General features: G+C 37.4%; 10 protein-coding genes. 2 read left to right on the forward strand and 8 right to left on the reverse strand.

What is annotated here, in order from left to right:
- Positions 1 to 32: 32 nt before the first annotated feature.
- From MSWHS_RS04660 to MSWHS_RS04670, 3 genes are all read right to left on the reverse strand, one after another.
- A complete protein-coding gene (locus MSWHS_RS04660; protein ID WP_048158794.1) occupies positions 33 to 1,835 on the reverse strand; it encodes an aminotransferase class I/II-fold pyridoxal phosphate-dependent enzyme in 1,803 nt (600 codons plus the stop codon).
- A 62-nt stretch (positions 1,836 to 1,897) separates the two neighbouring features.
- A complete protein-coding gene (locus MSWHS_RS04665) occupies positions 1,898 to 3,085 on the reverse strand; it encodes a CDP-glycerol glycerophosphotransferase family protein (RefSeq protein ID WP_048158795.1) in 1,188 nt (395 codons plus the stop codon).
- Positions 3,086 to 3,103: 18 nt separating this feature from the next.
- Positions 3,104 to 3,433, reverse strand: a complete 330-nt coding sequence (locus MSWHS_RS04670) for a glycosyltransferase (protein WP_156151188.1) — start codon at positions 3,431 to 3,433, stop codon at positions 3,104 to 3,106.
- Between the two features lie 207 nt (positions 3,434 to 3,640).
- Here MSWHS_RS04670 and tnpA point away from each other — a divergent pair, with 207 nt between their 5' ends.
- Positions 3,641 to 4,102, forward strand: a complete 462-nt coding sequence (tnpA, locus tag MSWHS_RS18940; protein ID WP_082088120.1) for an IS200/IS605 family transposase — start codon at positions 3,641 to 3,643, stop codon at positions 4,100 to 4,102.
- A gap of 28 nt (positions 4,103 to 4,130) precedes the next feature.
- On the opposite strand, the gene MSWHS_RS04680 is transcribed toward tnpA, so the two are convergent.
- The 5 genes from MSWHS_RS04680 to MSWHS_RS04700 all read right to left on the reverse strand — a co-directional run bounded on the left by MSWHS_RS04680 (position 4,131) and on the right by MSWHS_RS04700 (position 9,672).
- Positions 4,131 to 4,778 (reverse strand): hypothetical protein, encoded by a 648-nt coding sequence (locus tag MSWHS_RS04680; RefSeq protein WP_048158797.1) that lies wholly within the window; start codon positions 4,776 to 4,778, stop codon positions 4,131 to 4,133.
- Entirely contained in the window at positions 4,775 to 5,842 is a 1,068-nt protein-coding gene (wecB, locus tag MSWHS_RS04685; RefSeq protein WP_048158798.1) for a non-hydrolyzing UDP-N-acetylglucosamine 2-epimerase, read from the reverse strand. The genes MSWHS_RS04680 and wecB overlap by 4 nt, the downstream gene beginning before the upstream one ends.
- Before the next feature lie 118 nt (positions 5,843 to 5,960).
- Positions 5,961 to 7,268, reverse strand: coding sequence for an IS4 family transposase (locus MSWHS_RS04690; RefSeq protein WP_048159556.1), 1,308 nt, complete (start codon positions 7,266 to 7,268; stop codon positions 5,961 to 5,963).
- Positions 7,269 to 7,576: 308 nt separating this feature from the next.
- A complete protein-coding gene (locus tag MSWHS_RS04695) occupies positions 7,577 to 8,554 on the reverse strand; it encodes a glycosyltransferase (RefSeq protein ID WP_048158799.1) in 978 nt (325 codons plus the stop codon).
- A complete protein-coding gene (locus tag MSWHS_RS04700) occupies positions 8,551 to 9,672 on the reverse strand; it encodes a glycosyltransferase (RefSeq protein ID WP_048126441.1) in 1,122 nt (373 codons plus the stop codon). The genes MSWHS_RS04695 and MSWHS_RS04700 overlap by 4 nt, the downstream gene beginning before the upstream one ends.
- Positions 9,673 to 10,406: 734 nt before the next feature.
- On the opposite strand from MSWHS_RS04700, the gene MSWHS_RS04705 reads away from it, so the two are divergent.
- Positions 10,407 to 12,929, forward strand: a complete 2,523-nt coding sequence (locus tag MSWHS_RS04705; protein ID WP_048158800.1) for an oligosaccharyl transferase, archaeosortase A system-associated — start codon at positions 10,407 to 10,409, stop codon at positions 12,927 to 12,929.
- The last annotated feature ends 134 nt before the right edge of the window (positions 12,930 to 13,063 follow it).

Raw genomic sequence — 13,063 nt, forward strand, 5'->3', positions numbered from 1 at the left:
CACAACAAATAGCGATTTTCATGTATTCTTCCTCATATTGAATGCAAAATTTCCGTTAAATATTCGTTATCGTCAAAATCTCTAACAGCAATTCTTACATAGTTTTTGTTATCAAAACCGGCTTTCCCTTTACAATCTTTTATAAATATGTCATATTTTCTTAGTAATAAGTCTGTCAATTCAGTAGAACTAAACTTACCCTTAACTTCACATAAAAAATAATTTGCCTGAGAAGGGATCACTCTCAAAAAAGGCACTTTACATAATTTTCCATAAAATCGATCCCTTTCTGAAGCTATTTTATTACATGCTTCAATGTATTCTCCCTCATATTTTCCAATAATTTGCAAAAAGAACTCCGCAAAGGAATTTATGTTCCAGATCGATATATTTTTCTTAACTCTGCAAAGTAATTCGGAATCAGACGTGGCCATAACTCCCAATCTAATACCCGGAACGCCATAACTCTTGCTTATACTTTTGATTACTATCATATTTGGATTTTCATTTAGGAGATCTTTATGAATCAAAGAATTTGTAGCGCCTTTAGATGTAAAATCCACAAACGATTCATCAAGGATAAGTTTCTTATTATTTTTTCTAAGATGATCTGCCAGTTCAATCACATCTTCAACCGGAATAAAGTTCCCACTCGGGTTATCTGGATTTATAAGAATAAGATTGTCAATATCGTGGCTAAATTTCTGAAGATCTTTTGCAGAGTATGAAAAATTTTCATTCTTAGGATACATCGTTTTGAGTTTGTTAGCCTGCACTCTCTCCGGATATTCATTGAAAGTAGGGTATATCACACCCACAGTTCCATTGGAGATTGTTAAAAGAGAATTAATCAGTTCTGCAGCCCCATTTCCAACAATTATTTGATTGCTGTGACATCCAAACATCTTTGATGCTAGAATATTTTGAATATCCAAGCCTGAAGGATATTGGGACAATAAATCATAGAAATAGCATTTCATCTCATTCTGCATTGTATCATTTGGAAAATATGGATTGACCAAATAACAAAAATCCTTTAAATGAGGGAATCTCCAATATCCACCATACCTTTTTTGAAACAGTTCAAGTTTATTATTTTCAGTTCCAAAAACTGTTTCAGCATTGTTCAGATCTTGAATATCATCAATTTCATACCATTTTTCAGCTGACAATTTATAAGCTTTAAGATCCTGCTTTTCAAGGGAGACAATTACTCTCAGTACCTGCTCATAATATTCATTATTACCAATGGCAGAACTATAAGCTTTCAAAAAAGGAACATAGCTCTCTAATGAAAAAGCTTTTGAGAATTTATATATGTTGACGGTTTTATAATAATCCGAAATTTCTTGATACTTAAAATGTTTTTTAGGAATAAAACGAACGATATTGTCATCCTTATCTATAGTGACAACTGTTCCATCCATCCATGATTCGTATTTTGATACAACGGCCAAATTGGGAAAAGGGTGAGCTATCAAATCGAAGATTATCTTTTCATCGAAGATTAAATCACTTTCAAGAAGCAGAGTGTCATCTTCAATTAAGTAATCGCTAGCAAGATATAATGAATAGATGTTGTTGGTTTTATAATAAATCTCATTTTCTACATATATGATCTCAAGCCCTTTGTAAGAAGATCCAATAAACTTTTTAAGCTTTTCACCCTGATATCCTATAACTAAAATAACTCTTTTGACCTCTGTTTTTTCCAGGATGTCAAGAGTCTTTTCAATAAGAGTTTTCCCATGCACTGAAATCATGCATTTGGTATTGTTTTTCGTTAATTCTCCTAACCTTTTCCCCATCCCGGCCGCTAAAATAATTGCCTGCATATGAAACCTCTTATTTACACTTATTAGTGATTTCTTTTTGATTTCAAACAAATATACAAAGTTTATCTAATGAGTTTCATAATTTCTTCAACACATCTTTCAGAGGATTTACCATCTGAATACTTGTATATTTTTTTAACGAACGTTTCCTGTTTTTCTTTTAGATTATTATAATATTCAAAAGGATTGATTAAACAATTATTCAGAGCAACCATAAATTCATCCTTATTTTTCACAACAATTCCGGCTCTGTCTTTAAAAGGGAAAACAAGAAGGTCTTGAGGAATGCCAGTATCCATGAATATGATCGGTCTTTTTAAAAGAATGAAATCATCAGCTATGCTGGAATGATCTGTTATAAGAATGTCACTAATATATAGAATTGGTTCAGTAACAGGGAATTTACTAGATGGAATATAATAGATATTTTTTGTACCAGTTATCTTCTTAATAAGCCTTGTAGAATATTCCTTGTTATCTCTTTCCCAGTTTGGATGTGTTCTGATCAGTATATTGCAATCATGAACTACAGAAAATTTGCTTAATTTATCAAGCATAATTTCATCTTTTTCAAAAGGAAAAAGGGATTTTTCCTTATTTTCACTTGCGTCAGGATTGCCCCAGCCCGGAGCATAAAGAACATTTTTTTTGTTCTTGGTAATATTCAAATCACTGATAATTTTCTGCCTATCCAAACTATTATCCAGTAGAATATCTGTTCTCGGAAATCCAGTAATCTTTAATTTATCCGAAATTCCTTTTTCTTGTGATGCATAGTAATGTATATAATATTCAGAAGACACAAATCCAATGTCATAGTTTTTTAACCCTTTAGCTCGTGGAGTTTTTTTGAGCGAAGCTATGCCATGCCAGGTATCAACCCATTTACTTCTACGTTTTTTGAATAATTTATACAAATAATGGCTTGGGATGCAAAATGTTCCATGGCTTGTAATCCATACATTGGTTTTTACGAATAAAGGAATCTTTTTTGTATCTCTACAGTAATAAGCTTCTACACCTTTGTTCTGCAGAAATTTTAATTCCGATTTTTGTGATGTTACAAAATAAATTTTAAGTCCTGGATATTTTTTCATTTCTTCATATAGGTATTTTATATTTCCATTAAAATAAGTATTAGCAAATCCAATAAGTTTTTTATCTTTTTTACTTATTGCTGAGTTCAGCAAATATATGCAGTTAAATGCAGATGTATTTAGTACATATTCTATATTATGGATTAACTTCATTTTTATCCCATATATAATTCAAATTATTTTTTTATAAACCTGAAGTATTTTTTGACATATATCTTTATTATCATGCACTTCTTTTACATATTTTATTCCTTGTTTGCCAAGCTCTATTCTCAGGTTCTTATCCACTATTAATTCTTCTAATTTTTGTGTAATATTCTCTGCTGTTATATTCACGATTCCACTGGGCTGATCCAGAAAGTGCTCAAGTTCTGGTTTGATCCATGTACAGCATGGAATTTCCATCTGTTGGGCTTCGTTTGTAAGAACTCCATACCACCCAACCTGTCTTTTATCATAAAAACCAACTGAATCAACAACTATATCACAGGTTTGCAGCAATTGCATTGCTTCTTTATGGGGTTTATTACTATGGGAGTGCAGAGGGTCACGAATACCCTGACCTTCAGGTCGGGGATGAAGTGAACCCTCGCTGGCTGTTTTGTATTCGCTTAAACTGTATCAATCATCGTTTTTTTGTAAAATGAGGTTTTTTGACACCATAGCCACAGGTGGTTCCAGCTACCTATGGCTAGGATGTGATAAGCGTTGGAATTGCGCAGTTTTAGCCATGGCTATGGTCAGATTACCTACCACATCGTGTTGGTGCCTAAGTATCGATACAAGATATTCTACAATAAACGAGTTAAAAAGGATTGCGAGTCTATATTCCACAATATTTGCACAGAGAAAGGCTACAAAATCCATGCTCTGGAAGTTGTAGATAATCATGTTCACCTGTTCCTGGAATTCCACCCAAGCACCTCTCTATCAGAGGTGGTTCAATACTTGAAAGGAGGTAGTTCTTACAGATTGTTCAAGCTTCATCCTGAACTGAGAACACGATATTGGGGTGGAAGTCTATGGTCAAGTGGTAAATTCTATCGATCCGTTGGAAATGTAACCGCTGACACAATCAAGCACTACATTAAGGAGTCGCAGGGAAAACCGAAAACAGAGGTTCAATCATATAGATTAAAGTCTAGGCAACGGAAAATTGACGATTTCTAAGTACCAGAATAACCGGGCGGGCGGCCCATCAGCATACCCCATCCTTTAGGTTGGGGTGGCCGCACGCAATTTGATTTTCAATTAACAAGCAGTCAACGTTTGGATATTTCTTTTTGAGTTGTTCCATCGCTTCCAAAAAATATTTTGTACCTTTGTAGAATCTGTTTGTTGGGGCATGTCCGATTATTATTCTATCATCATTTCGATCAATTTTACTTAACCCGTGCCAGGGAATACAGTTTGGAATCCATGTAGCTTTCGGGGCATATTCCAGAAGGTCCGGGGTTGAAACTATTTCGGCATCTGCAAATTTTGATCCAAAAGTTCTGCCATTATTTCTTAATTTACTGCCGTGCCAGTGGACTACAACCTTGCCGAAACGTTTGAACAAAAGCGGTATATCTATATCTTGAGGAAATATTCCTGCATCGTGAAGATGGAATATGTCAAATTTTTCTTTCAGCATGATCCCCAAAAGGTTCTTTGATATGATTTGGAACCGGTTGAAAATATCTTTTTTAGAATATTTTAAAGGGAGATTTAATGAAATGTCAGTATATTCACTGGTGTTATTTTGAATTATCTCAAATAAAAGAACTTCATGGCCCATTTTTTTTTGTTGTAGGGTCATGTTGTATGCTACATTTGCAATGTTCCTTATGTGCAGTATCTTCATGTTTCTCGAGCATTTATCTTTTGGGATATTTTTTCACTTGCACTTCCGTCCCCAAATACACTATTTCTCCTATCAGCACCCTCTAAATTTTCAATAGCATCTCCTATTTTCTCATAATTTGCGCCAACAAGTATATTCCAGCCTTCTTCAACTGTTTCTACCCATTCCGTGTTATCTCTTAAAGTTATGCAGGGTATCCCAAGCATATAGGCTTCTTTTTGTATTCCTCCTGAATCTGTGATGACCTTTCTGGCATTTGATTCGAGTTTTAACATATCGAGATAGCCTACCGGAGGAATTACTTTTGTGTTCGTAAGAATTTTTTCCCACAAATCGTATTCTTTCAGATATTTTTTGGTTCTTGGATGTACGGGAAAAATTATTGTTGCTTCTGCATCGGAAAATGCTTTTACAATTGATGAGAGTTTTTCTTTATTGTCCGTATTGGAGGCACGGTGTACGGTTGCTAAAAGGAACTCTTTTGGATTGAGATTAAGATCCTGTAAAATAGTTGATTTTTCTTCTGCAATTTTCTGGTTATACTTAAGGGCGTCTACCATTACATCCCCAACATTGTATACACCTTCAGTAATGCCTTCATTTTTCAGGTTCATCACTGCAGTATCAGTCGGGCAGAATAGTATATTCGAGATGTGATCGGTTATGACTCTGTTAATCTCTTCAGGCATGGTTCTATCAAAAGACCTCAGTCCAGCTTCCACATGTGTTACCTTGATGTGCAGCTTGGAAGCAGCAAGTGCGCCTGCAAGTGTAGAATTTGTATCTCCGTAGACAAGCACAATGTCTGGTTTCTCTTTCAAAAGCACTTTTTCTATTTCTATGAGCATTTTGCCGGTTTGCTCCCCTTGGGTACCCGACCCTATACCAAGGTTGTAGTCCGGCTTTGGGATATCGAGTTCTTCAAAAAAGACATCGGACATTTTGGGGTCATAGTGCTGGCCTGTATGGACAAGTATTTCTTCATGTTGCTCTCGGATGATACGGGACACAGGCGCACATTTTATAAATTGAGGGCGGGCACCGACTACTGATACAATCTTCATGTTAATTTCCTACTACCAAAGAAGTATAATTCCCAGAGTGTATAATATAATCTCTATTCATTGGTCATCGGTTAAGAACTTACTTCCATCTACCAATAGTGTTTTTCATTTCACCTTTTCATAAAAAGAATTCTTCTCTGAACCTTTCTCTGTTTACATGCGGGTCCAATGCTTGACTTTCATATACACTCATTATCGTTTCAAAAGTTCTTTGAATTCCACATCTATTCAGAATTACTGTCAACAAATCTGATGCATTCTCTGCAAATATTGTGCTCCAACGTAACTGCGTATATTGAGCCATTTTTTCAGGATGAGCTGTCGAGTTTCTTACGAGAGAATAAATTCTTCTGCTAACGATTAGTGTCAACATTGCTGTCCATATTAGAGCCTCAATTACCTGCACATTCTTTGTTTCAAGAACTTCAAGAGCGTATTTGCTTTTCAACTCCTTAAACAGCAGTTCTATGTCCCATCTTGCTCCATATAATTTTGCAATGTCTTTTGCATTCAAAACATCTTTCTGAATATTTGTGATATATATGTGATGCTTTTCATCCTCATCATTATATACCGCAACAAGACGTACAAGCATCTCATCCCGCTTTTGTTTGCCCTTATACGCTCTTCTTTTGAATGCTATTTTTACAACTGCATCAATATCTTTTCCAGAGAGTTGTTTAATACACTCACTAACAGGTTTTTCCGCGAACTCTTTGCTTTTTGTCTTAGAAAGTCCTTCTTCAACAGAAACAAGAATAGGATCCATATTCTTCCTTATTCTTGAGACAAAATATCCTCCGTTTTCCTCAACTCTTGCAAACATTTGAGTTTTGTAAAATCCAAGATCAACAAGAAGAATACGGTCTTTGATCCATGGGCCGATTTTCAATGTTTTGATCTCAGCTGTTTTTTCAGAGTACAGAGCAACTGTTTTAGGCCCATTAGCAACTGCACTTACCATAACTCCCACTTTTACCCCAGCTGATACTGTTCTTGCTCTTGCTGCTGGAAACTTGTCTGCTAAAGATGAGTGAAGACGAACAATTGTGCTGTCTTGAATGAGAACATCCTGAAAGTTTTCGAGTTTTTTGCTAAGTTTTCTACCAGGTTCTTTTGCAAGCTCTTCTATGCCGTGAATAACACACTGATGAAGAAACTCAACAAGTTCTGGAGTGAATCTATAGTACCAGCTGCTGTCGCTTAATGTCTTATTTGATTCTTTTTCATATCCTCTTTTCAAACTGGCAAGTGTACGCTGCAAGCGTACACCAAAACCAAGAGTTAAAACCCAAAAGATGATGACAGGGTCAATTTTACGCTCACGTACTATGAGGCCAGTTTCTTTGGCAGTTTGCCTTAACCACTCTTCGGGAAACATTTCCCGAAGAGAGTCTTCAAGAGTAGGTGGGGGACGAGGAGACATAGATGCACTAATATTTAGATTATTATTATAAAAACACATACGAGAGTGATTCCCTAACGCTTAACCGATGACGTATGAATCTCTATTCATTGGTCATCGGTTAAGGAGTTTTCTTGCCCGAAAGCTATCGATTTTGTACCATAAATCGATCTCAAACTTTGCCCTCTTTACCTAAAATCGATACTTTGCTCCAGCTTATATTATATTAAAATTTTAGATAACTGCTGTAGAAATAGGTGCAATTTATTATGGTTCCTTTCTTAACCGAAGACATATGAATCTCTATTTTTTATTTTAGTTTCCAATCTTCACTGGATTTTTTCATAGACTTCTTTTATTTTCCTGGTGTTTGATTCCCAGAAGCGGTAATCTCCAGAGTTCAATTTCTCTGGTTTTTTGTCAAGATACTCATGGACAGCATTTTCGAGTTCAGAACTTTTTACTATCAGCAGGTTCTTCCTGTCTTCTTCTTTTGTGATCCCTGAGGCTATAACCAGTTTCCCAAGGTTAAGGTATTCGTTGAGTTTCCAGATGCTCTTATCCGTCGAATAGGGAGTCAAAGTATTTTCTTTCCGGGGGATCATACATATTCTGGCTTTTTTGATTATCCCTGCCACCTTTTCATGAGGCTGCCATCCCAGAAATTCTACGTTTGGAAGCTTTTTTGCCAGATACCACTTTGAAAATGGGCCGTCTCCCACGATCCTGAATTTTTCATCGGGATACTTTTTCGCCATATTCAGGAAATTTCCGATCCCTTCCTGCTCGCAAACTCTTCCCAGAAATGTTATGGCCCCGTCTTCTGCTAAATCCTCTCCCGTCATAAAACTATTTTTGGGGTAATTAGGGACTTCATAGACCTCTTGTTTTCCGTCTTCGGTATATGTTTTTACTTTTTCTCCAAGAGGCCCGTTTACTGTGGTTATAAGGTCTGCACTTGCTGCCAATTTTTTTTCAAAATATTCAGCCATCATCCTGCCGGGAGCCCTGAAACTCATTTCAAGTTCAATGCCCCAGGGAGACCTGTAGTCATAGATCATCTTTTTAAAGCAGGTTCCTTTTAATTTCGGCAAATCGTGATATATTATATCTGGCACATTAAAAAGGTGGACTACATCAGGTTTTTCTTTTTTTATGAACTGTTTGGCAAGGCCTGAGATCTGTATCCAGTTTCTGGTGTTAAATTTGGGGATGAGCGTGTCGTATCCCAGTTCTTCAAGGGTACTCTGGAACATTTTGAGTCTTGTGGTATGTTCGGGCTGGTTAGCAAGCAATAAAACTCTCATATGGCTCTCCTCAAGACCTCTTCGTATTTTCGGGCAAGGACTTCCCAGTCAAAAGTCTTTGCAAGTTCTCTATATTTTTTCTCATTATCCGGAGTCTCCAGAATTCTTTTTGTTTCCCTTATGAACCCTTCCTTATCATCGTAGTAAAATAAGTTATCCCCGAGCATTCTTACAAGGGAAATTGTCCTGCTGGATAAAACAGGCCTTCCGCAAGCAAGGTAATTAAAGACTTTTCCTCCAGCTGCATATTCGTTTTTATCCATTTTTTTCAATGTATTGAGCCCTATATCCATAGCCGAAATATAGGTTCCGAGCTCCTCATAGGGTACAGCCCCTGTAAACCTGATCCTTTCCGAAACTCCTAGCTTGTTTGCCATTTCTTTGATTTTCTCACCGTAATCTGTAAATAATCCCGGACCCACAACCAGAAGCGTTACTTTCAGGTCAGGGAGAGCCTCGACAGCAGTTTCTAGGTCTACCCAGTGCTCAAGGGAACCCACATATCCAATAACATTTCCTTTAAGGTCAAGTGCTTTTTTTGCTTCTTCTTTAGGGATAGGTTTTAAAAGACTGCAATTTACCCCATTTGGGATAACTTCTGCGTCTTCTACTCCTATTTCTGCAAGAAAATCTTTGAGTTCCTGGGTGACAGTTATTACAGAAGCTGCATGTTTCAGATTGTACCTTGTAATCTGCCCTACTCCTTTCTTGACAATTTTCCCAAAAAAAGACTCCGGATAATATACTGATGCAGATTCTTCCAGGTGATCAAGGTAATCAAAAACTACGGGAACATTTAACATATTTATCAAAAACGATGGAAGAATATTTGTGGAGAGTACTACATCTATATCTTTTTCTTTAATTATCTCTCTCATTTTCATAAAGTGCTTTGGCCAATTTAACAAATAATATAGAGAAGGATCTCCCACATCTATAAATTTTGTATCCACAAGTTTGCAAGCTGTTTTTCTTGGCTTGTTATTTTTGAACGCTTTGAGGTTGAAATGCAGAACATACACTTCATGTTTTTCTGCAAGGATATCAAATACGAAATTAAGCCTGTTAGGCACGGGATGTCTGATCCAATCAGTGGTTGGTATCACAAGAATTTTCATGGGATTTTCCTTTCGATTTTATGTATGTTTTACATATCAGACTTAAATTTGGAACACTATTTATATTTTTTCTCATTCTTTACAAAGATATCATATATTATATTAATAATAATTAACTTATATGTTATTCGTGTATTCTTTATTTTTTTATTTGTTATTATTTGGGTAATAGAAAACCTGAGAACAACAACTTTATAAGGTATCTACTCAAAGTGAGTAAAACATTAAAGTTTTAATGCATTATTAGAGAAACCAAGGCCTATTCCAAAAAAAGACAACTTGCTCTGTAAAATAATGGTTGCTATAATTGTATTCTGGATTCGAATATTTCCTAAATACAACGTTTTCCTGTCCAACGGCTTTGTAAGGTTCAATGGGAATGACTCCTGGCACCAAATGCGTGTTGTTGACACTATTATTCTCAACTATTCTGGGTTTTTTTGAAGGAGCCGGTCACTTTTTATAAAACACTTACTTATTTCTACTATTTGTCCGTTATTTAGATATACTATTAAAAAAGTTATTTTAGAGGTTTAGGGTTTCTTAAAGTGTAATTGATCAGGATCATAAACCGTTTCATTTGAATCGATTTGATTTTTCTTCTTACATAACTTATATATTGTATAACTTATATATTACACAAATCTCTATCACATAAAATATATATTATTTAAATCATATATTATTTAGATTATATATTTGATTGCAAAAATGTACTCCTGAAGGAGATTACTATGAGTTCTCAGGATCGTCCTGTATCAACGTTTAAGTCTAAACTAAAATCCAGCTTGCCATATACTCTGGCAGTTGCAATAATTGGTTTTGTAGCTCTATGGATCAGAATACTTCCATCAGATTCGGTGTTCCTATCCAATGGGTTTGTAAGGTTTGGGGGCAACGATCCCTGGTACCATATGCGGACCTTGAATGCTCTCCTTGAAAACTACCCTAACAGGATGTTTTTCAACCCGATGACCGACTACCCTTACGGAAGTTACATCCATTTCGGTCCGCTGTTTGACCAGATGATGGCTATAACCTCTCTGTTCCTGGGGATGGGCAGTCCCAGTCAGGAACTGGTTAATACTGTAGGAGCTTATTTCCCTGCAGTGCTCGGAGCCCTTACGGTCGTTCCTGTTTACTACATCGGAAAGTGTCTCGGTGGACGGAAAACAGGGATATTGGCTGCAATTTTAATCGCCTTTGCCCCGGGACAATTTTTGTCCCGTTCAATGATCGGTTTTACAGACCACCATGTAGCTGAGGCTCTATTCAGTACTTTCTTCATGATGTTTTTCATGCTGGCTTTGATTTCTTCAAAGGAAAAAGGGTTGAGTTTCGAGCATGTAATTACTAAAAATCTCAGTGTCCTGAAAGAGCCTCTGGTATATTCTGTTATGGCCGGTATCATGTATTCGGCTTATCAGCTCTCATGGCCTGGAGCTTCTCTTTTCTTATTAGTCGCTTTAGTTTATGCTGTATTCCAATATATCCTGAATAACTTCCGTAAAGAATCCAGTGACTACCTTGGGTTTACAGGCATAGTCACATTTCTTGTAAGTACAATACTTATACTTCCCTTCGTCCACTCTGATATGGGTTTTTCGATGTATTATTATTCCTGGTTCCATGTTGTCACTGCTTTTGGAGCGATGACTGGCTTTGTGTTCTTGAGTCTCATTGAAAAGGAGTTCAACAGGGGAAATATAAAGGGTTATTATTATCCACTGGTTATATTCGGAATTGTTATTTTGGGACTGCTGGCAGCAAAAATTGCAGTTCCTTCCCTTTATTCACTGGTCATTAATGCTCCAAATACAATTTTCGGTATTAAAACCGGTGGAGCGTCCACAATTGCCGAAGCCTCTTCCATATTTTACGAAGGTGGAGTTTTTACTCTCTCGAGAGTTTTTGGAAATTTCACAATGTCCGGATTCTTTGCGTCTCTCCTCGGAATGTTAATACTGGCTGTAAATATCTTCAGAAAGCCGAAGCCTGAAGAAGTACTGGTTCTTGTCTGGAGTTTTTTAATTTTCCTTACAATCTACGGTCAGAATCGTTTTGCATACTATTACTCCATTAATGTAGCAGTTCTCAGTGCTTATGTAGGAGGCTTGCTGCTTGAACTTGTAAAATGGGACCAGCTTAATGAGAATTTCAAATCCAGTGTGAAATCTCCTGCAGATATCCCTGGATTTTTGAAGTTCGTTAAAATAGAACAGGTGATTGCAGTCCTCGCTATAGCAGTTGTTCTTATCTACCCGGTATACGGCTCTGCAATGCAACTTACAAAAGGCACAGGAGGTCCTGATGGGCCCTGGATTGAAGCCTGTATGTGGCTCCAGTCCTATACTCCGGACCCAGGCATGGATTACAACGCAGTCTACGAAGCCCCTGAGAACGGCGAACTCTTCCAGTATCCGGATACCGCATACGGAGTCATGTCCTGGTGGGATTACGGGCACTGGATTGAAACGATCGGGCACAGGATGCCCAATGCCAATCCTTTCCAGGCTGGAATTGGAGGGCGCAGAGGGAGTATTGAAGATGAAAACCAGCCCGGTTCTTCCACCTTCTTTACAGCCCAATCCGAAGAAGAAGCAACCGCAGTGCTGGAAGCTGTTGACCCTAACCCGGATAAAGCCGGAGCCCGTTATATCGTTTCAGACGTCGAAATGGCAACAAGCAAGTTCTATGCGATGTCAGCCTGGACCCTTGATACTGAAGGATACTACCAGTCTTACTGGACAGGGAACGGAAATCAGTACCTTCCTTCCACACGTTACTTCAACTCAATGGAGTCAAGGTTGCATATTCTGGACGGAAACGGCCTGAAGCAGTATCGTCTGGTCCACGAAACCTGGGCGTATCAGACGCAGGAAGTCGTGTACAAACAGGTTTACAATCTCCTTTTCGAAGACAGAATCCCCGAAACAGATACGGGTTATGTCAAAATTTTCGAATACGTCAAGGGTGCAAGAATCACAGGAACTGCTTCCCCTAATGAAACAGTCAAAATAAGTACGACAATTCTAACGGGCCAGGGAAGAACCTTTGACTATTCCCAGTCGACAACTTCGGATTCTATGGGCAGGTATGAGTTTACCGTTCCCTATTCAACCGAAGGCCCCATTCCCGGGGAGACCCAGTTCGATACTGCACCTTCAGGTTCTTATGTCGTGAGCTATGGGACTACTATTAAGGAAGTGAGGGTCGGTGAGGAAGCAGTATTAAATGGAGAAGAAGTAAAGGTCTAAAAGTAAGATTTGCATTTCGAAGTAAAGTCTAAAGCAATAAGATGTGCGGTTCAGGTTCTTCTGCACATCTGCTTTTCTTTCAGTTTTTTCTTTCAGTTTTTCTTTACTGTACTTTTTTATTACTATGGGAGTGC

Source organism: Methanosarcina sp. WWM596, from assembly GCF_000969965.1.
Lineage (GTDB): Archaea > Halobacteriota > Methanosarcinia > Methanosarcinales > Methanosarcinaceae > Methanosarcina.

Excerpts from the sequence above, each read along its gene's own strand:
- MSWHS_RS04665 (WP_048158795.1), bottom strand. The coding sequence starts at position 3,085 with ATGAAGTTAATCCATAATATAGAATATGTACTAAATACATCTGCATTT.
- MSWHS_RS04700 (WP_048126441.1), bottom strand. The coding sequence starts at position 9,672 with ATGAAAATTCTTGTGATACCAACCACTGATTGGATCAGACATCCCGTG.
- MSWHS_RS04690 (WP_048159556.1), bottom strand. The coding sequence starts at position 7,268 with ATGTCTCCTCGTCCCCCACCTACTCTTGAAGACTCTCTTCGGGAAATG.
- MSWHS_RS04680 (WP_048158797.1), bottom strand. The coding sequence starts at position 4,778 with ATGAAGATACTGCACATAAGGAACATTGCAAATGTAGCATACAACATG.
- MSWHS_RS04695 (WP_048158799.1), bottom strand. The coding sequence starts at position 8,554 with ATGAGAGTTTTATTGCTTGCTAACCAGCCCGAACATACCACAAGACTC.
- MSWHS_RS04705 (WP_048158800.1), top strand. The coding sequence starts at position 10,407 with ATGAGTTCTCAGGATCGTCCTGTATCAACGTTTAAGTCTAAACTAAAA.
- wecB (WP_048158798.1), bottom strand. The coding sequence starts at position 5,842 with ATGAAGATTGTATCAGTAGTCGGTGCCCGCCCTCAATTTATAAAATGT.
- MSWHS_RS04660 (WP_048158794.1), bottom strand. The coding sequence starts at position 1,835 with ATGCAGGCAATTATTTTAGCGGCCGGGATGGGGAAAAGGTTAGGAGAA.